Raw genomic sequence first — 21016 nt, 5'->3', positions numbered from 1 at the left:
CTACTAGAAATAATATTGTAAGAATTTCTTTTGAGCCTTGTCTTTAAGAAGCTATACTGAAGTATAGTAATATCAATTTTCATTACTAGTGAGGTAAATAAGTAACATTGCAGAGTTGTTTAATTGCACAGTGAAAAAGAGAAAGTAATAAATTTGTATAAAGCACTCTTAAACAAAGCAATTATATTATAGACTTTATTACACAAAATGTTCTATTTTATATATAGCCAAAATCTCTCAATAGGATTAAACTCGAATGAGCATAATGATATATGCAATCCGATATTTTCATGTATATTAAAATTTTTTGACTTATCCAACTAGTGCAATCCATAACAAGAAAGGCTTCGTAGAGATAATTTTTTTCTACCTAATTTTACTTTAATCTATGTTCTAACACCCTTTCCAAAATTGCCCGTAGCCCATTTTGTTTAGTGTGCTTCTAATAATCTCAGAAGCAAATAATTTTTCTTCTCTTCTAAATTTTATGTGCCTTATTCATGGCAGTTAGTGTTGTTCTTGATGTGTTTATCAGTTTCTTACATTTGATCTAGAACACAGCTAAACTAAAATTAGGTAGATAAAAATTTTATCTCTTATGAATATATTCCTTAAATAAATGTTACAATATTTAAGAATACGAGAAGCTTTTCTTGTCATGGATTTATATTAATTGGTATAAGTTTAAAACTATGGAAACAATAGGTTAAGCGTGTTAAGAGCATTAGCAAGACGAGATTTTAATTGATTTGCATATTTATTCCAATCTTGTATTTCCTTTCTTGCAACACCTGAGCAAACTGCGGCTTTTGCAACTGCAGAAGACACCATAGAAACTAATCTTGGGTCAAATGGAGTAGGTATTATGTATTCACGTCCGTAGCTCATTTTACGACCTCCATAAACTGCAGATATTTCTTCAGGTGCTGGCTCACGAGCAAGCTTTGCTATTGCATCTGCAGCTGCAATTTTCATTTCATTATTTATTGTCATTGCATGTACATCAAGCGCTCCTCTAAATATATAAGGAAATCCCATTAAATTGTTAACTTGATTATTGTAATCTGATCTCCCAGTTGCAATTATTGCATCTGGCCTCACAGATTTTACAAGTTCAGGTCTTACTTCTGGGTCAGGGTTGGCAAGAGCAAAAATGATTGGGTTTTGACCCATATTACTTAACATCTCTTCATTCAATACATCTTTTGTAGATAGCCCAATGAATACATCAGCGTCTTTTATTGCATCAACTAGAGAACGTTCTTTAGTGTCCGTTGCATATTTTTCCTTCCACTCATTCATGTCCTCATTTCTTCCTTTATATATTACTCCTTGTTTATCACATAGCACTATATTTTTAGCACCCATGAACTTGAGCATTTCTAAACATGCAATACCTGCTGCCCCAGCGCCATTTATAATAATTTTAACATCTTCTAATTTCTTTTCAGCAATATCAAGAGCATTTTCTATGCCAGCCGCAACAACTACTGCAGTTCCATGTTGGTCATCGTGAAACACTGGAATGTCCATCAATTCATTCAGACGCTTTTCTATTATAAAACAATCTGGTGATCTTATATCCTCTAAATTTATTCCTCCCCAACTTGGCCCAAGATATCTTACTGCATTAATAAAATCTTCTATATTTTCTGTATCGACTTCTATATCGACTGCATCAATATCAGCGAAACGCTTAAATAGCACAGCTTTGCCCTCCATGACAGGTTTTGAAGCAAGAGGACCAATATTACCAAGCCCAAGTACTGCAGTACCATTTGAAATAACAGCAACACAATTGCTTTTTGCCGTATAATTATAGACTACATCAGGATTTTTAGCTATTTCAAGACATGGAGCTGCAACTCCAGGTGAATAAGCAAGTGACAAGTCATGCTGAGTAGACAAAGACTTTGTTGGTAAGGTAGATATTTTACCAGGATTGCCACCTCTGCTATGATACTTCAGTGCATCTTGTTTTGTTGTACTATATAAATCATCAGTCATCACTACATCCTTATATTTTGAGCTTATGGCCAGTAAACTTTTAAGTATATTAAGTTTTTATAAATGTTCAATTGCAAACTATTAACTTGTGAATTGTGCTCTACTTCTGTATAAGCTTATCATGCTGGATTGAAATTGCACTACATGTTTAAGAAAAACTTGCCCAACTCACTTACAATTTCCCGCGCACTTGCAATACCAGCAATAATATTGAGCTTTTATATAGAAAACAAATATGCAAACTCGATAACAATATCAATATTTATATTTGCATGCATTACAGATTTTTTTGATGGTTACCTAGCACGTACGTGGAAAGTTCAATCAAAATTTGGCAAGCTGTTTGATCCAATTGCTGATAAATTAATAGTGGTTTCAACAATAATGATGCTAGCTTATAAGCATAAGATCAATGATTACACGATAGTACCATCAGTTATTATCGTTTGTCGGGAGATACTAGTTTCTGGCTTACGGGAATTTCTAATAGCTAAGAATGTTAACTTACCTGTAAGTAAAGCTGGAAAAATCAAAACATTTTTACAGATGGTTGCTGTAGTGGCACTAATAATGAACGATTACGAAGCAGCTCAATATATGGGTGCAATTTGTTTATGGATTGCTGCTGTTATGACTGTGTGGTCAGGCTATAGTTATACTTTAGCTGGTATTAAGCAGATTGATTAAATTTCTTGAAGATTAATTAATAGACAAAATAGGTTGCTACTTCAGTAGTTTTGATTAAATAATTAAAATCTTGTATACTATATTAGTTCATAGATCAATAGGATTCGCATGACTAGTAACTTTGGAATTAAATTTTCTGCTGAAGATTTTTCCGAGATTTCTGGCCAACAGTTGATGAAAAAGTTAAAAAAGATAAGTTTAAATAAGAGTTATTAACACTAAAGAAAAGGGAATTATATAGACAATATGTACCATTGGTTATAATGATTCCATTTGCGTTGCTCATGATTACTGAGCTGGAAAAAATATATGTAGAGCGACCAGGTGTTATTCAGTATAATAAGTATTGGACTATGCTATATTTTACTACCTTTTTCAGTTCTATCTCCTAATTTGCAAGTTATATCTAATTTACAATAATAGAAAGATAACACAATAAAGAACGAGAATTAGAAAATATTAAAAATAAAAGAGAAGTAAAAAAGAAAAAGTATAATCGTCTTAATACAGGTCATTGCTTAGCTTATATCGAAATAATATCAACTGTGTTGGTCATTATTGGTCAGATAATGGGTAAAGTATTGCCATTTGAAGCGGTAGAGGGAGCGCTTTTTCACAGCCGGTATACTTTTCTTTTGTCATAGCTTTTTACAATTAGAAAAAAGAAAATAAGAAAAGTGAAACAGAGAAATTTAGCCATAGTGACGAACTCAGCAGAAATAATAGCGATATACCTCTATAGCATGTAGATTAACACTTACGGTTCTTCTGCCATGTTAATAAGAAGGACAATGTTAATAACATCTGCATCTTGCACATTCTTATAAGAAGAGAGTTGAAGAATGTGATGAAAGTTGGTGAAAATATAATAGGCACTGGCATGATCTAACGTATATGATGAAATATTCATAGTAAATAATGCCATTTCAGCCCGTAATGCTGTTATATCACTGCGATATAGATCACATTAATAAGCAGCAGCTGTTGATAAATCTCAACACATTGAGTTTTTTGCCGTTTTATCTGCATAAGCTGAAGATAAATAAATGTCCTAAGTTCTATTAGAAGCTACTTTTAAACCTTAGTTTATCAAATAATAATGTCCATACAATTGGTCTATGAATTAAGAAATGACGCTTTAACTTTTAAATAATTCCAGAAATTTATTTATCTAGATAATATTTAGTCTATACTTTACGTTATTTTGATCAAAGAAAATCTTTATGTATAAGACTTTAATCGTGTACTTTATTTTTTTAATTTGCTCCTTTATGCAGTCATATGCGAGTGATGATACTCATCTTGAAAAAAGTGAGACTAAGCTATATGAAGAAGCAGTTGAGCTTTTTGACCAAAAAAAGTATAAACAAGCTATCAGAGTATTTCAAAAAATTGAAGATCTATATCCTTTTTCATATTGGGCAATGAAAGCAAAATTGTTGTCTGGTATTTCTCACTACAATATAAGCAACTATAGCAGTGCTGCAAGTGATATGGAAGATTACATATATATTTATCCAAATGGTGAGGATTTACCATACGTGTATTACTTAAGGGTACTATTTTATTATATACAAATTAATAAAGTGCAATTTGGGCAACAAACTGCATATAAGGCTTTGGAGCTGGCTACAGAGTACGTTAACCTTTTTCCAGATAGTAAATATACAGAAGAAATAAACGAAAAAGCAAAACTAATCACTAAGCATATATTAGCAAAGGAATATTCTATCGGTAAGTTCTATTTTAAGCGTGGTGAATATTTAGCAGCAATTAAGCGTTTTCAAAATATAATAAGCAACAGTGATTCTAGCTATTTCCCCAGATCCGTTAACTATTTAATAGCAGCTCATTTAGCTCTTGGTCTTGATCTAGAAGCTTGGCAGTATGAAAGCCTATTAGTAGAGAATCCCAAAGAGAATACCGTAGAACAACAACCTTGAAAACTTTCTTTAGCTTTCTCCAACTTTAGTATATAATTCATAATTTTAACTATTTGAATATGGCTGGTCATTCACAGTTTTCAAATATAAAACACCGGAAAGGTGCCCAGGATGCAAAGCGCTCTCAAAAATTTACAAAACTCATTAGAGAAATAACAGTCGCTGCAAAGCAAGGGCTACCTGATCCCGAACTCAACCCGCGTCTTCGCTCTGCCATATTTGCCGCACGCAAAGAAAATCTGCCAAAAGATAAGATAGAAACAGCAATAAAAAATGCAGCTGGTAATGTTGCTGGGGAAAATTATGAAGAAATACAGTATGAGGGCCATGGACCTTCTGGTACTGCACTCATTATTCATGTCTTGACGAACAATCGCAATCGAACTGCCTCTGAGATGCGTTATATTTTTTCTCGCAAAGATGGAAGTTTAGGAGAAACAGGAAGTGTTAGTTATCTCTTTGATCATGTAGGTCTGATCGTTTATAAAGCAGAAGGTATAAATTTTGAAGATTTATTTAGTCATGGAATTGAATTAGAAGTATTAAATATTGAGGAAAATGACACAGAAGAAGTATATGTTATAACCTGTAAAGTGAAAGATTTTGGCAAAGTACGCAATGCTTTCTATGCAAAGTTTGGAGAGCCAGAACTTGCTCGCCTTTCATGGCAGCCAAAGGACCTAATTAAAATTAGCGATAAAGAATTGATCGATAAATTATCTAGATTGATTGAAGAGCTGGAAGATAATGATGATGTGCAATACGTTGAAGGTAATTTTGCTTTTGCTGATCTGCAACTTGAGTTATGAAATTAACCATACTTATACTACTTTTTGTCTTACCATTACATATCACTAGAGCATCAACAGATCTTTCAATGTCATTCTTAAGTGTAATCAGAAGAAAAGAATCAGTGCCAAACAAACAACTGTGTGAACATTGCGATATAAGAATAATTTCTACCAAGAGAGAGATTATTCCAGTGACTAGACATCATAATTTAGTAAATTCAATTACAAATGAACACATTAAACAGTTATGTGATAAAAACTGTGATTTAGTATCATACACTGAAATGGCAGGAGAGAATTTAAAGATAACAGAAAGCAACACAGTAAACTTAGTGCATGATAAAAAGTTGTTATTCATATCCAGTAACATAAAATCTTCTTTCTTTGCTGTAAGAATTGAACAAGAATTAGCACCAAACACAGCGATGAAATTAATTGAAATATACAAAGATCTTGGTATTGATTTAAAAAAAGATATTATATCAGAAAGTAAACTAGAAGTTCTTTTTGGGAGATTGCTTAATAAGCAGGAGATTGAAGAGAAAATTTTATATACTTCATTGACAACAAACAAAAAGGCCATTAGTTTGTATCATTACAAATTAAAAAACGGCAGAGAAGGGTATTTTAATAAAGAAGGAATAAGCTTAAAGGACGATGGCAAAGTTTTCATAAAGCCTTTAAATAGAGGAGATTATCGTATATCTTCACTATTTGGCAATAGAAAGCATCCTATTCGTGGTAAAATTGCTTTTCATAAAGGGATAGATTATGCAGCCAAACCTGGCACTCCTATATTTGCTACTGCAGAAGGTATAATAGAATACATAGGAAATAATAGAGGATACGGCAAGTACATCAAAATAAAACACAAGAATGGGTATTCAACCTGCTACGCACACGTGAACGGATTTAGTAGTGATGTGAAGCTAGGCTCTAGAGTAAAGCAAGGACAAGTTATCGCTTATGTTGGTAGCACTGGCGTTACAACAGGACCACATTTACATTACGAAGTTATATACAACGGCAAATACGTTGATCCACTTACAATAGTACATAAAAGCAAAATGAGGTTACTTGGTCATGAATTGAGGGAATTTAAATTATTAATAAGTAAAATAGATAAAACTATCAATAGGGAGAGTTCAAGTGACAAAAAAGTTTAAGGATGATATAGGTAATAATATGATAAATGATAGAAAATTGAGTCAACTCCAGATTTTTCCTATACTAATAGTATTAGGATTAATTTTATCAGTACTTTTTGCAGCATATGATAATGCAACTACACTTGGAATTGCTACTATTTTAATGTTGGCTTTTTCTCAAGGATTTTTTATCAATGACCCTAATGAAGCAAGAGTAATAGAATTTCTTGGTCATTATATTGGAACTTACTTTAAGCATGGGATGTTTATCACACTTCCATTTTCAAACAAATATATCATTTCCCTGAAATTTCAAAATATCAATACAGAAAAAATAAAAGTGAACGATGCAAACGGGAGTCCAATCGAGATCTCAGCAGTGATTGTTTGGAGAGTAAGTAGTCCTGCAAAAGCACATTATAATGTTAATAATTATCATGACTTTGTTTTCGTACAAAGTGACTCGGTAATTAGAGAATTGGCAAGCAATTATCCATATGATAGTGAAGGTGATGAGGAGTCTTTGCGTAAAAATTCCAATAAAATTTCAAGTGAATTGCGGTTAATGTTACAGCAAAGACTAGACATTGCTGGAATTGAAATTACAGAAGCAAGGATATCATATTTAGCATATTCATCTGAGATTGCACAAGCAATGCTAAGGCGTCAACAAGCACATGCTATCACTTCTGCAAGAAAATATATAGTGCAAAATGCAATAGGAATTATCGAAGAAGTAATGGCTCATTTTGAAAAACATAAAAGCATACAATTGGATAAAAAGCAGAAAGTTCAATTGATAAATAATTTACTAATTTCCTTGATCTCTGAGCAAGATGCACAACCAACGATTAGTTTAAATAGTAATTAATTACAAATGGCAATACTAATTCTCATTGTTATTATTTTAATAAATGACATTGCAGAATTATCTAATTGCGAAGTGAGAAAGAGATGTAATAAATTTGCACAAAACGCTCTTGAGTAAAGATAAATTTTATACTAAAAAATCAACAGTACTATGATAAGAGAGCCAGTGAAATATATTAAGTAATTTTTCACATCTTCATGAGCTACATAATTGATCCATAAGTCTAATAAAAATTCACATATATAAGAAAGATTGCTAATATTATCTAGAAAGAAATCATTATTATAATTATGCCAAAACGTACAGATATAGAATCTATACTAGTAATAGGGGCAGGTCCGATAATTATAGGTCAGGCATGCGAATTCGATTATTCTGGAACTCAGAGTTGCAAGGTATTAAAGAACGAGAATTATAAGGTCATTTTGGTTAATTCTAACCCTGCAACTATAATGACTGATCCTGAGTTTTCTGATGCAACATACATTGAACCTATATTACCCGAAGTCATAGAAGAAATCATAATTAAAGAGAAGCCAGATGCAATATTACCAACAATGGGCGGGCAAACTGCTTTGAACTGTGCAATGAAACTCGCAGATGATAAAGTATTGGATAAATACAACGTAAAGCTAATTGGCATAAACAGAGAAGCAATTAAAAAAGCGGAAGATAGAGAATTATTTCGCCAATCTATGGATAAAATAGGGCTAAAATACCCTAAAAGCATCATTATAAAAAATCAAGAACAAATAAGGGAAGCTCTCGATTATATAGGGTTACCTGCAATCATACGCTCATCATTTACTCTTGGTGGTACAGGTAGTGGCATAGCGTATAATAAAGAGGAGTTTTTTAACATTGCAGAGGATGCCCTGAAAGTTTCACCGATAAATGAAATTCAGATAGATGAGTCCATTATCGGCTGGAAAGAATACGAAATGGAAGTTATCCGCGATTGCAAAGATAATTGCATAATAGTCTGCTCGATAGAAAATGTCGATCCTATGGGAGTGCACACAGGTGACAGTATTACCGTTGCTCCTGCTTTGACTCTACGTGATGCAGAATACCAACAAATGAGAAATGCATCTATAGCAGTACTTAGAGAAATTGGTATTAGTGCAGGTGGTGCAAATGTCCAATTTGCGGTTAATCCTAAAGAAGATGGAAGCCTTGTTATAATTGAAATGAATCCAAGAGTTTCTCGTTCTTCTGCACTCGCCTCAAAGGCAACAGGTTACCCCATAGCAAAAATTGCAACAAAGCTTGCTGTTGGCTATTCACTTGATGAAATACGCAATAATTGTACACCAACTATACCTGCTGCATTCGAACCAGTGGTTGATTACGTTGTTACTAAAGTTCCTCGTTTTGATTTTGAAAAATTTAAGGGAACAGATTGTGAACTGTCAACTTCCATGAAATCAGTGGGAGAAGTAATGTCTATAGGTCGCACTTTTAATGAGTCATTACAGAAAGCTTTCCGCTCACTTGAAACTGGCCTTACAGGACTTGACGAGGTATTTTCTAAGGACACGGATGTTGATTACATAAAATCACAATTAGCAAAATTGCTACCAAATAGATTGCTAATTGCTGCTGACGCAATGCGTCATGGGATTAGCATAGAAGAAATAAATTCAATTACAGGGTATGACTTATGGTTTTTGCAGAATATACAGCAAATCATCTTGGCTGAACAAAAAATTAAAGAAATTGGCTTGCCTGAAACAGCATACGAAATATTAGAACTAAAAAAGATGGGGTTTTCAGATGCAAGGTTGGCAAAGTTAAGCAATAAATTTATTCCAGCTTCGTGTACTGCAGATCAAGTAGAGCAGATTGAAAAAATGAGAAAAAAGTTTGGTGTTAGTCCAGTTTACAAACGTGTAGATACGTGTGCAGCTGAATTTGAATCTAGTGCTGTTTACATGTACGGTTGTTATGAAGGAGACGTTATAAATAGAACTGAATGTGAAGCAGACGTTTCTGACCGAAAAAAGGTTGTAATTTTAGGTAGCGGACCAAATCGTATTGGTCAGGGTATTGAGTTTGACTATGCGTGTGTGCATGCAGTTTCTGCTGCCAGAGAAATGGGATATGAAACAATAATGATTAATTGTAATCCTGAAACTGTTTCAACTGATTATGATACCGCTGATCGTTTATATTTTGCTCCATTAACTATAGAAGATGTACTTGAAATACTAAGTAAAGAGCAAGAAAATGGTACACTAGTAGGTGCTATAGTTCAGATAGGTGGTCAAACACCTTTAAGGTTAGCAAAGATACTGAACAAAAGGGGTTTTAATATCTTGGGTACGTCTTTTGACTCTATAGATCTTGCTGAAGATCGTATGAGGTTTAGAAACCTTGCTTTACAGCTTAATTTAAAACAACCAGAGAACTTTATCTGTTATTCAGCAGAAGAAGCGTTAGCTAACGCAGAAAAAGTAGGTTTTCCATTAATAGTTAGGCCATCCTACGTCCTAGGTGGTCAATCTATGTCAATTAAGTACGATATTGAGAGCTTTAAGGAATATGTACTTGATCAAACTAAAATTTTTAGACATGGGTCGCTGCTGCTTGATAAGTTCTTAGTTAATGCAGTTGAGGTCGATGTTGACGCTATATGTGATGGAAAAAAAGTTTTCATTGCAGCAGTTATGGAGCATATTGAAGAAGCAGGAATTCACTCTGGTGATTCAACTTGTTCAATACCGACAAACACATTAAATGATGAAATCATAAAAGAGATTGAGCTACAGACTGAAAGAGTAGCCCTTAAATTGAAAGTAAGAGGTCTGATAAATATTCAATTTGCCATACAAGAAAATGACATATATATACTTGAAGTGAACCTAAGAGCTAGCCGTACAATTCCTTTTATTTCCAAAGTAATCAATGTTCCTATTGCAAAGCTTGCTACTCAGGTTATTTTAGGTAAAAAATTAAACCAAGAAAAAAAATCTCTTAATCACTTTGCAGTTAAAGCTGCTGTTTTCCCGTTTGCGCGTTTTTCAGGAATTGATACCCTACTTGGTCCAGAAATGAAGTCAACAGGGGAAGTAATGGGAATCGACTCATCCTTTGAAGCAGCACTTGCAAAAGTGCACATGGCTGCAGGATATAAGCTGCCAACAAAAGGGACAGCTCTAATCTCAGTACAAGATGATGATAAAGAGTATATATTACCAGTTGCACGAATGTTGAAAGAGATGAATTTTAGAATATATGCCACCAAAGGTACAGCTTCATACCTGAACAATAACGGCATTGCTGCGGAAGCTGTAAATAAAATGAGAGAAGGTAGGCCACATATAATTGACATGCTCAAAGATGGAAAAATAAATCTGGTAATCAATACCTCGAAAGGTATAAAATCAGTCTCAGACAGCAGAGATATTCGCAGAACTGTTATTTTACAAAATATAGCTCACAGCACCACGGCTTCTGGAAGTAAAGCTTTAGTGCTTGCAATTCAATATATAAAGAACAGCAAGCTAAAAGTGAAGTCATTGCAGCAAATACAAAACTTTTAGTACTATAGCTAAAAAATAGTTTTGTATATATAAAGTTTCATATTCTTTATGCAAAATGTTCTGTTTTATATACAACCAAAGTCTCTCAATAGGATTTAGCTCAAATAAAATATGGTAATAGACATATAATTTTAATAGAGATAAAAATTTTGTCTATCTAACTTTACTTTTAGTCTCGTTAAGTTTTTTACTCTTACTGTCCACCTCTATTATTTATCAGTCTTTTTCAGTGAAAATTGGTGTTATTATACAATTGTACATCACATTAGATATACAAAATTTAAATAAGCTCACCTAGTGCCCTATTGATCAAGAATTTTCGTGTTCTTTCTAAGATAAAAGAAATTGCAAAATGCAATAGTTATTTTTATAGTCTACAAAAAAAACGTAGAGGTATACAATGAATCCAGTAATATGCGCACTAGATACTCAAGATTTAAATGAGGCCATATCTTTGGCTAATACTTTGCGCGATAAGGTTGGTATGATAAAGCTGGGGCTAGAATTTTTTGCCGCTCATGGTCCTTTTGGAGTAGGAGAAGTTGCAAAGCACAACGTACCAATTTTTTTAGATCTGAAACTGCACGACATTCCAAACACTGTAGCTAAAACAGTTGAAGCAATAAAAGTTTTGAACGTTGAAATACTAACACTACATATCAGTGGTGGAACAAAAATGCTTGAAGAGGCTCTAAGTATAGTAAAAGATACAAAAATGAAACTGATTGGAGTAACAGTATTAACCAGTATGAACAACGAGGATTTAAGTGAGCTTGGAGTAGCAAGAGAGGTAAAATCACAGGTAATTCTATTTGCAAAGCTTGCAAAGAAGGTTGGGTTACATGGAATAGTTTGCTCTGCGTCAGAAGCTCAAGAAGTGCGTCAAGAATGTGGTAAAGACTTTAAAATTATTACTCCAGGAATTCGTGTAAATTTTGATCATGATGACCAAAAAAGGATAGCAACACCAAAAGAAGCAATGAATTCAAGAGCTGATTATATCGTAATTGGTAGACCAATCACAAAAAGTGATAATCCTGCAAACAGTGCAGAACTAATATTGAAATCACTTAATTAAAACTGAGACTCTAAAAAAACTAAAAGTCAGAAAATTATCTATCTTATAGAGGATCCAGATTTTGTTAATTAGGTAAAAGCCAAAGATATAAACCTGTGCACCTTTCTTGTCATCCAAAGTATTTTTGATTTTAATGCCTAAGCATGGTTTCTTTTTCATTATTATCTATCCGTTCCTACATAGTGGAAATTGGTATAAACAGCCTTACAGTGTCGCTTTTTGACTTACTAACAGTGAGAATCAGTATTAATGTAGTTTCTTGGGGAATAGACAGTGGCAAATTGCATACACAAAATGTTACAACCTTGCTACACTTACAGCAATATCTGCTTTACTCATCACTGGTAACTTTGATATAATTATTAAGCTAAGATCTATAAAGTTTATAAATGGCAACTTTAAGTGTAAGAGAAGCTTTATGTACAGCAATTAGAGAAGAAATGCAAAATAACCATGATGTATTTATCATGGGTGAAGAAGTTGCTGAGTATAATGGCGCTTATAAAGTAACAAAAGGACTGCTGAAAGAGTTTGGAGAAAATAGGGTAGTTGATACGCCCATTACTGAACACGGATTTGCTGGTCTTGCCATTGGAGCGGCATTTGCTGGACTAAGGCCAATAGTTGAATTCATGACTTTTAATTTTTCTATGCAAGCTATTGATCAAATTGTAAATTCTGCAGCAAAAACAAACTATATGTCGGGTGGACAACTTGGATGTCCCATAGTATTTCGTGGACCAAACGGTGCTGCAGCAAGAGTTGCTGCACAACATTCTCAATGTTTTGCATCTTGGTATTCGCATGTACCTGGGTTAAAAGTAATAGCACCTTATTTTGCCTCTGACTGTAGGGGGCTGCTCAAAGCAGCAATTCGTGATCCTAATCCAGTAATATTTCTAGAAAATGAGATCGCTTATGGGCATCAGCATGAAATTCCTGATTCTGAGCTGTCGAATAAAGATTATCTACTTGAGATAGGTAAAGCTGCTGTTATCCGTGAAGGAAAGGACGTAACCATTACTGCTTTCTCATTGAAATTAACTGACGCTTTAAGCGCAGCAGATTTACTTTCTGGTGAAAGTATAGAAGCTGAAGTTATTGACTTAAGAACTTTAAGACCTCTCGACACTGAAACCGTTATTAATTCTATTAAAAAAACTAATAGATTAGTCAGCATAGAAGAAGGTTGGCCATTTGCCGGAATAGGAGCAGAGCTTTCAGCTGTTATTATGGAACATGGTTTTGATTATCTTGATGCTCCAGTTGTACGCGTAACTGGCAAGGACATTCCCCTTCCCTATGCTGCAAATCTAGAAAAAAAAGCATTACCGCAAGTAGAAGATATAGTTGAAGCTGTACATCAGGTTTGTTTTAGAAGAAAATAAGCTTCACATCGTTCCATTAAAACAGTATTCCTGCTTATAATTTCATACCAATTTTCATTAACAAGAAAAGCTTTTAGTTTGGAAAAAATATAATTTATGATAATTTGCTAATTTTTCTATTCTCTAATGTATCAATCACCTATCTTCAAAGCTTGAATAAAAGCATTATGTGGAATGTTCACGTCTCCTACAGAATGTAGTCTTTTCTTACCTTTCTTTTGCTTTTCTAAAAGCTTCATTCTTCGTGTTACGTCTCCACCATAGAGTTTAGCTGTTACATCCTTTCTGTATGAATTAATCGTTTCTCTTGCAATAATTTTACTACCTACTACCGCTTGAATTACAATTTTATATTGCTGACGTGGTATTAAATCTTTCAAACGTGCACATATTTCACGTCCTCTTTTCTCGGCCTTACTTTTGTGAACAATACAGGCTAATGCATCTACAGATGTCCCATTAACTAAAAAACTTAATTTATCTATTTGACTTTTCTGATAATTAGAAATTTCCCAATCTAAACTTGCGTATCCCTTAGAAATTGATTTCAACTTATCATAAAAATCAAAAATAATTTCAGATAGTGGCAACTTATACTTCAACAATGCTATCGTCATGTTATCAACATAAGATAAATCTTCCTGTTTTCCTCTCCTCTCCTTACATAGAGATAAAACTTCTCCTAAATATTGGTCAGGTACCATTATGGTTGCAGCAATCCACGGTTCTTCTACTATTTCAATCTTCATTAGATCTGGCATGTTACTTGGGTTATGAATATTCAGAACTTCACCACTTTGCGTTGTAACTTTATATATAACACTAGGTGCAGTTGCCGTTAAGTCTAAATCAAATTCTCTCTCAAGCCTTTCTTGAATAACTTCAAGATGCAGCATTCCCAAAAAACCGCAACGAAATCCATAGCCAAGCGCATCTGAAGCTTCAGCTTCGAAGGTAAAACTTGCATCATTCAAATGTAACTTCTCCAGCGCCTTTCTTAAATATTTAAAATCATCTATTTTGTTAGGAAAAATACTACAAAATACCACAGGGTGTACTTCTTTAAAGCCTGGCAATGCCTCACTGCAAGGTCTTTTTTCCTCAGTAATAGTGTCTCCTACTTTGTAAGCTTCTACTTCTTTCATTGAAGCAGTTATAAAACCAATTTCACCCACTGATAATTCACTTGTTATTACCTTTTTAGGAGTGAAAACACCGATATTGTCTACTTGATATGCAGCATTATTAGACATCATAACAATCTTCATACCTTTTTTTAGCACTCCATTTTTAACTCGGACTAAAATTACTACCCCCAAATAATGATCATACCAACTATCAACTAAAATCGCCTGCAGTGGAGCATTTATATCACCATGTGGAGCTGGAAGCTTTGTTACTATTGCTTCCAATACATCTCTTATTCCAAGTCCAGTTTTTGCCGATATTAAAATTGATTCACTAGCGTCAACACCAAGTACCTCTTCAATTTGAAGCTTTACCTTTTCCGGATCTGCAGCAGGAAGATCAACTTTATTGAGTACAACTATTATTTCATGATTATTGTCAATTGCCTTATGTACATTCGCAAGAGTTTGAGCTTTAACTCCATGACCACTATCTACTACTAAAAGCGAACCTTCACATGCAGCTAAGCTTCGACTTACTTCATACGAAAAGTCAACATGACCTGGAGTATCCATAAGGTTCAAACAATATCGATTACCATCATTTGCAGTATAGTTTAGCCTTACCGTCTGTGCTTTGATCGTGATCCCACGTTCTCGCTCTATATCCATTGAATCAAGCACTTGATTGGTCATTTCTCTTCCCTTAAGACCGTTACATTCCTCTATTAAACGGTCAGCAAGCGTTGATTTACCATGGTCTATATGTGCTATTATAGCAAAATTCCTTATATTATTCATTGATGGCCTATTTTACTACTCATTTAAGTAGAACTATTTTACATTTTAAGTATTATAATGGCAATTATTTGTTAATAAACTTATCTACTCCTTTAATATAGAAGACACTTTTTTTGAGTGAGAAATTACTTTATTAATCATATAACTTTCATGATTGTTATCTATTTTAGATAATTCATACAAATAGTTCACCATTATTCCAGCTGACTGAACTATACCCTTTTCAGAAGTATCCGCCATCCAATTCAGTTGTTTTATCGACGCACCATTACTTAAATGAAAATGCGCTACTGGATCATAAGCACTACCATTATTGTTTTTAACCTTTAGCAAATAATGTGCACAAAGTTTCAGCAAGCATTGTTTAATTCCATTTTCACATTCAACGTTAGTTTTCAGTTGATTTATACCTCCTAAAATCTCGGCACTAGATTGTTTTATATTTAGTTTGCATAATAAAGTAATATCCTTGATTAAATTCTCCTTTAGCCATTTTACAAAGCCAGGTATTGGAGAAAGAGTTGCGTACAACTTTATACTTTTAAAGTCCTGTGATAATTTTTCCACAACCCTTTTGATCAAAAAATTACCAAGACTGATTCCAGATAATCCTGCTTGGGTATTTGATATTGAATAGAATATGGCAGCATTTGCGTTACTTGGATCGCTTGAAGGTATCGACTCATCTAAAAGATGTTGAATGCTATCTGCAACTTCATTCATCAACGCAACCTCTACAAAAATTAAAGGTTCATTTGGTATTTTATAATGAAAAAAAGCAAAACAAAGACGATCAGAATCCAGCCTATTTTTTAAATCACCCCACGAAGAAATTTTATGCACAGCTTCATATTTTATAAGTTTTTCTAACAATGATGCAGGTGAATCCCAAGTTATTTGACGAAGATCTAATAGATCAACATCAACCCAAGTACAGAGTATACTTTTTAATTCATTCTCTAGAGGATTTAGACTTCTATATTGGCTCTTTAATTTAAGCACATCAGAACGCATATCAACAATAAATTTAAGACCTTCTGGTAAAGAGATAAACTGCTTCAATATTTTAGAACGTGGTGATTCAAGAATTTTTATTAAGTCCTGTTCAAACTTATAGCTCAATTCGGAATCTAGATCTGTCTTATATCCTTTTATTTTTTCATCTATTTCCGCTTTGTTAGGATTAAATTTTTCTGCTAGAGTTTGCAGAAACTTTATTCTGCCCTTCTCTGATAAACTTAAGTACAGATTACCAAGAGATACAGTGTTTTTACGTGCCGAAACCTCCCCACCCTTTGGATTTAAGCACTCACTCATCTTCAAAACTAAACTATCAATATCTCGACTATTGCTTAAATTTGGGCTAACATTGCCAATCCATGATCTTACAGCATCCGCCATTCCACCCAATATTTTAGAAAAACCTTTTGCTGTTTTTTTATCTTCAATTTTCACTACATTAATTTTAACTAATAACTCTTTTGCTATGAATTCCTTTCATAGTATATCTATATTAAACCAAAGAAAAATCTTAATCTACATAACAGTTACTTTTATCAAATGATTAATAATTTTAATAACATAATTAACCATAAAATGTTAACAAAAAAAATGTTATGACAAAAGCAAAAGAAGCCAAATAGTTATATCAAGGCTTCAAGCTGAAAAGCTTGACTTCAGCAAACTAATACCAATTTTTATTGTTAATTGGTCAATAAGTGCACTGTAGAGTTGTTTAATTGTGGAGTGAGAAAAGAGAAAGGTCGTAAATTTATATAAAGTGCTCTCAAGCAATAGGTACCTTTAAATTTGTTGACTTATGCTAATTAAATAATCCATGACAAGAAAAGTTTCTCATGTTCTTAAATATTGAACATCTGTTTAAGAAATATATTTATACAATCAGTATTGACACTCGGTGCAAATAAAAAGATAGAACTCTATAGAAATAAAAGTTTTGTTTACCTAATTTTACTTTAACCTGTGTTCTAATGCCCTTTTTAAACTACCAGTATTCAACTTTTGAATGTGTGCAAAATCGAGATTTTTGCATATTTAAGGTGTATATAGACTTGCTAGCATTTAAACCAAATTTTTCCTGGATTCTTGAACATTAATATTAGTTTTTTGCACTTATACTTCAACTTATTCAAATTGACTCTGATTCAATTTAGTTTTTCTACAACACTGATGAGAAGTAAACAATTTTCCTTCTCTTCCAAATTTTAGATACTTTATCCATGCAGTTAATACTGTTCTTAAAATACAACATATTTTTGCTACAGTGTTATACTATGCTTTTTTGCTGCAATTGCAGCATTTAGTTTTTTATAACATATATATCATTTCGCATTTTTTTTAGCATTTTATGCTGATTACATAACTTTTTCATCCAATAATTTGATTTTAAAACGCCATTAAAATTTCACTATTCTTCCTGCTTCAGTATAGCTTCTCTTCCATTATTGCCTATCAGTTCAGTTCCTTGTATAGGGTAAACTCTTCCTAGGGGTTTGAAAAAACATTATACCATTAGTAAAGAAAAACAATAACAATTAAATGATACTGTAAAAAAAGCCTACTTGATGTTATTATTGAGTATTTTTTAAACTTCATCGAGAATGATCGTCAGTAACACAAAACCTAAAAACAAACAGGGCACTTATAATAGAATAAAAACGCGATAACACTGAAGCCTAGCTAAAAGTAGACAGTTGCCTAAAAATGGTAGAATCATCAGCACATTGTAGAAGAATTTTAGTTACTAAATCCTCTAATTTTTACCCTCTTACTTAACACATATCAGCATCATCTATTATTTTAAAATAAACCATTACTAAATATACATTACTGTGAACTTCTACAGATTTAAGATGTAGCTTCTTTTATATCATCCAAATCTTCTATTACAAGATCAGGTCATATACCAATTGCAGAAGCAAATTTTCCACTTCATCTATAGTAACATTAGTATTTTCTTATATACATACTTTAACTTATTAAAACTGACTACGATTCAACCCCTAATTTTTCTACAAAGTAAAGTGGAGCAAACAATATCCATACTCCTTCAGCATTGCTTCTATTATCTATCCGTCCCTTTTACAGGGTAAATTGGTATGAGTACATAAATTTAAGCAATTTTGTAAATCTTCTGTCTATTGCAATAGTGCACTTATCATAAATAATTTACTTGATAAGTGAAATATTATTAAATCTATAATCAGCAATTTTCATTGATTTTTCATGCTACAAAAACTCTGCAACACGAACAGAAAAACCTTCTTAAAGTACTCAATAAGTACTATTTTAAGCGTCCTATTACCGATAAACGGTGTATATTTAAATATGAACATGCGGCAATAATTTTTCTCAATTGTCTTCAAACTCAGCTCATTTTTCTCTAATATGCTATACAACAATAAATTGAAAACATTTTCTTTTGTAAACTTGCTAATTCTATAACTACGCTCAACAACAGCCTTACCTATTTCCCCAGCTCTTCTCTCTCGCAATCTTGATATCATTTTCTGCAAGTTTATACAGCTGAATATTACGCACTGTGATAATAGAAAAAGGAAGCATTTGAGAAAAATGACATCGTCTGCTAAGTGTAAAATTACCATAAATCTTAATGTTCATACAGCGTACTTTAGGCCTAATGATTGCAAGCAATTTAAAAAGTTTATTTTAAAGTATAACGTTCACGTAATTTATTCAAGGGATTTACTTAATGGCAAGATTTGCCCTGATATACTACAATCTTCAGAAGCTAGCTCTACAAACTTGTCTGTTAGTTTATCAGGTAATATTAACTCAGATATATCTTTTCCAGGAAACGCTTGCTTATACATTTCACTATCAACAGGTCCTTCCGAATACACAGCATTTACACACAATTTTGTATGTTTTGTCTCAGATGCATATATCTTTACCATAATTTCCAGTGCAGCTTTACTTGCAGCATAAGGTAGCCAATATGGATAAGAAGAAGGAGAAAGCGTCACTTCTGACGTCATGAATACCACTCTTCCAGAATTGGACTTTTTTAGCACTGGATCTAAGTTTTTTAGTAAGTACCAATTTGCAGTAAAATTTGTATTCATTACATTCTGTAATTCCTCAAGCTCGCACTCATGAACAGGGTTCAATTTACCTAAAATTCCAGTACATGCAACTAATATATCAAGTGCCCCAGACTCTGATAATTTTAGGCTTTCTATCATATTTACTAATATCTTTACATTCTCAAAGTCCAAAAGATCAAGTTGAATTAGCTTAACAGAATCCACTTTAAATTCCTTAAGCTTTTCAATTTCATCATATAGCGGCTTGAGATTATCAATGGATCTAGAAATCAAAATTACATATGCACCTTCTCTTACAAACCTTTTTGCAACAGCAGATCCCATTCCACCTGAAGCCCCGGCAATTAAAGCTATTTTGCCTTCTAACTTACCCATTTCTTTTTCCTTAGCGAGAGACCCATAAAAACATTTTAGCTGAAAATTAAACTTTGCTCCATATATAAAAATTAAACTCACCATATAAAAAAATAGTAATGACACTACCACACCACCCAAGCTTCCATATATTAAATCTAGTTGATCAAAGGAAGCCCTTAAGTATTGCTTGAAAGCTGAAGCAGAAACTATCCAAAGCATAACAGCTATACAAGATCCAGGAAATACATCTGACACATTTTGTCTTATGTTAGGCAGCATAAAATACAGCCAGGAAACCACTATGAAAAGTATGAATTCAATGAGAAGATATTTAGTATAACTTAGCCCATGGTAAGAAAAATCGATTAGCATTGGTACTAACGTAGAAAACACTATAGTTAGAGTTATGATAAGCGTAACCATCAAGAATTGTAATATACTTAATATTCTTCTTAATATATAAGGAGGTGAAACCGGAACTTTATAGGCCTTATTCAATATCGTTCTCAATCCTTCAATTGTCGATGAAGCAGTCCAAATAGCACCCACAATTGCCAAAGTTAATAAACTTTGTGGCGGACCTGATATTATTTCCCTAATGCGCGGCATTAAAGATACCAAAATATCCTGCGGCATGCTATCAATTATAAATGTCCAGCCAATATTATATTGGTCTAAGAAATTTGCAAATGTTGACGATAAAGTTATTAAGACAATAAGAAATGGAAATATCGATAACAAGATTAAAAATGATAAGTATCCTGCATATTCCATTCCATCATTATAAATTGTATCAATCAAAGCACGATAAAGACAATAAACAATACTATAAAATCTCTGCAATAACTTATTCACTATATTACAAATAAACCAAGTAAAATATTCTAAATAAAATAAAATATATTTTTAAGCAAAAAACCCTCTAGTAATACTGTGTATTGTTATACACTATTATTTTTTTGTCATCCATCCATGCTCTCCTTTTAAATAAAACTCATTTACTTATTTAGGTGATATATGATAATGCAAGAAACCCTATAATATATGAATTGAATAGAGGTCACGGCAATCAAATTAGCCCCTAGCCCAGTTTAATCTTTGAATCTTTAGCAGGAATTAATCTTAGATTTAATAATATTATATGGTGCAGCTACTGCGGAACAGTTAATAGAGAGTGAATTAACT

Annotated in this window: 13 protein-coding genes and 2 pseudogenes; 8 read left to right on the top strand and 7 right to left on the bottom strand. The window is 32.9% G+C overall.

Translation table 11 applies throughout. The features are described 5' to 3' along the window. Positions 1-690 precede the first annotated feature (690 nt). Positions 691-2007, bottom strand: coding sequence for a malic enzyme-like NAD(P)-binding protein (locus tag GOY07_RS01825; protein WP_175837768.1), 1317 nt, complete (start codon positions 2005-2007; stop codon positions 691-693). Between the two features lie 144 nt (positions 2008-2151). On the opposite strand from GOY07_RS01825, the gene pgsA reads away from it, so the two are divergent. From pgsA to GOY07_RS01785, 8 genes are all read left to right on the top strand, one after another. Then, positions 2152-2694, top strand: coding sequence for a CDP-diacylglycerol--glycerol-3-phosphate 3-phosphatidyltransferase (gene pgsA, locus GOY07_RS01820; RefSeq protein ID WP_175837766.1), 543 nt, complete (start codon positions 2152-2154; stop codon positions 2692-2694). Between the two features lie 1223 nt (positions 2695-3917). Further along, entirely contained in the window at positions 3918-4637 is a 720-nt protein-coding gene (locus tag GOY07_RS01815) for an outer membrane protein assembly factor BamD (RefSeq protein ID WP_175837764.1), read from the top strand. Between the two features lie 59 nt (positions 4638-4696). Further along, positions 4697-5446, top strand: a complete 750-nt coding sequence (locus GOY07_RS01810) for a YebC/PmpR family DNA-binding transcriptional regulator (RefSeq protein WP_175837762.1) — start codon at positions 4697-4699, stop codon at positions 5444-5446. After that, positions 5443-6594, top strand: a complete 1152-nt coding sequence (locus tag GOY07_RS01805) for a peptidoglycan DD-metalloendopeptidase family protein (protein ID WP_246224462.1) — start codon at positions 5443-5445, stop codon at positions 6592-6594. Before GOY07_RS01810 ends, GOY07_RS01805 begins: the two co-directional genes overlap by 4 nt. A 19-nt stretch (positions 6595-6613) precedes the next feature. After that, positions 6614-7447: an SPFH domain-containing protein gene (locus GOY07_RS01800; protein ID WP_175838509.1), complete on the top strand. Its 834-nt coding sequence runs from the start codon at positions 6614-6616 to the stop codon at positions 7445-7447. A 290-nt stretch (positions 7448-7737) separates the two neighbouring features. Next, positions 7738-10992 (top strand): carbamoyl-phosphate synthase large subunit, encoded by a 3255-nt coding sequence (gene carB / locus GOY07_RS01795; protein ID WP_175837760.1) that lies wholly within the window; start codon positions 7738-7740, stop codon positions 10990-10992. 400 nt (positions 10993-11392) lie between these two features. Continuing rightward, positions 11393-12070 carry an orotidine-5'-phosphate decarboxylase gene (pyrF, locus tag GOY07_RS01790; RefSeq protein ID WP_175837758.1) on the top strand — a complete coding sequence of 226 codons (678 nt, stop codon included), beginning with the start codon at positions 11393-11395 and terminating at the stop codon, positions 12068-12070. Positions 12071-12459: 389 nt separating this feature from the next. Next, positions 12460-13458: a pyruvate dehydrogenase complex E1 component subunit beta gene (locus GOY07_RS01785; protein WP_175837756.1), complete on the top strand. Its 999-nt coding sequence runs from the start codon at positions 12460-12462 to the stop codon at positions 13456-13458. Between the two features lie 131 nt (positions 13459-13589). Here GOY07_RS01785 and lepA read toward each other — a convergent pair whose 3' ends face one another. The 6 genes and pseudogenes from lepA to GOY07_RS01760 form a co-directional block, all read right to left on the bottom strand. After that, complete coding sequence (gene lepA, locus GOY07_RS01780) at positions 13590-15386, bottom strand: translation elongation factor 4 (RefSeq protein ID WP_175837754.1); 1797 nt, start codon at positions 15384-15386, stop codon at positions 13590-13592. Positions 15387-15470: 84 nt separating this feature from the next. Continuing rightward, entirely contained in the window at positions 15471-16874 is a 1404-nt protein-coding gene (locus GOY07_RS01775) for a malonyl-CoA decarboxylase (protein WP_175838507.1), read from the bottom strand. 386 nt (positions 16875-17260) lie between these two features. Beyond that, positions 17261-17767 (bottom strand): annotated as a pseudogene (locus tag GOY07_RS04635) (IS630-like element ISWpi10 family transposase); the annotation flags it as partial. Positions 17768-18619: 852 nt separating this feature from the next. After that, on the bottom strand, positions 18620-18913 hold the full coding sequence (locus GOY07_RS01770) for a hypothetical protein (RefSeq protein WP_175837752.1): 294 nt from the start codon (positions 18911-18913) through the stop codon (positions 18620-18622). A gap of 186 nt (positions 18914-19099) precedes the next feature. Then, positions 19100-19849, bottom strand: a complete 750-nt coding sequence (locus GOY07_RS01765; RefSeq protein WP_175838506.1) for an SDR family NAD(P)-dependent oxidoreductase — start codon at positions 19847-19849, stop codon at positions 19100-19102. An 18-nt stretch (positions 19850-19867) separates the two neighbouring features. Further along, positions 19868-20686: pseudogene (locus tag GOY07_RS01760) on the bottom strand (YihY/virulence factor BrkB family protein); the annotation flags it as partial. Between the last annotated feature and the right edge of the window lie 330 nt (positions 20687-21016).

Origin of the sequence: Wolbachia endosymbiont of Litomosoides sigmodontis (assembly GCF_013365435.1) — a bacterium.
Classification (GTDB): domain Bacteria; phylum Pseudomonadota; class Alphaproteobacteria; order Rickettsiales; family Anaplasmataceae; genus Wolbachia.
The sequence above is the reverse complement of the archived record's forward strand: the minus strand, read 5'-3'. Positions and strand labels throughout refer to the sequence as shown.

Coding starts and splice junctions, on each gene's coding strand:
- GOY07_RS01770 (WP_175837752.1), bottom strand. CDS start 18,913: ATGATATCAAGATTGCGAGAGAGAAGAGCTGGGGAAATAGGTAAGGCT.
- GOY07_RS01810 (WP_175837762.1), top strand. CDS start 4,697: ATGGCTGGTCATTCACAGTTTTCAAATATAAAACACCGGAAAGGTGCC.
- GOY07_RS01805 (WP_246224462.1), top strand. CDS start 5,443: ATGAAATTAACCATACTTATACTACTTTTTGTCTTACCATTACATATC.
- lepA (WP_175837754.1), bottom strand. CDS start 15,386: ATGAATAATATAAGGAATTTTGCTATAATAGCACATATAGACCATGGT.
- GOY07_RS01815 (WP_175837764.1), top strand. CDS start 3,918: ATGTATAAGACTTTAATCGTGTACTTTATTTTTTTAATTTGCTCCTTT.
- GOY07_RS01785 (WP_175837756.1), top strand. CDS start 12,460: ATGGCAACTTTAAGTGTAAGAGAAGCTTTATGTACAGCAATTAGAGAA.
- carB (WP_175837760.1), top strand. CDS start 7,738: ATGCCAAAACGTACAGATATAGAATCTATACTAGTAATAGGGGCAGGT.
- GOY07_RS01765 (WP_175838506.1), bottom strand. CDS start 19,849: ATGGGTAAGTTAGAAGGCAAAATAGCTTTAATTGCCGGGGCTTCAGGT.
- pgsA (WP_175837766.1), top strand. CDS start 2,152: ATGTTTAAGAAAAACTTGCCCAACTCACTTACAATTTCCCGCGCACTT.
- GOY07_RS01800 (WP_175838509.1), top strand. CDS start 6,614: ATGATAAATGATAGAAAATTGAGTCAACTCCAGATTTTTCCTATACTA.
- GOY07_RS01825 (WP_175837768.1), bottom strand. CDS start 2,007: ATGACTGATGATTTATATAGTACAACAAAACAAGATGCACTGAAGTAT.
- pyrF (WP_175837758.1), top strand. CDS start 11,393: ATGAATCCAGTAATATGCGCACTAGATACTCAAGATTTAAATGAGGCC.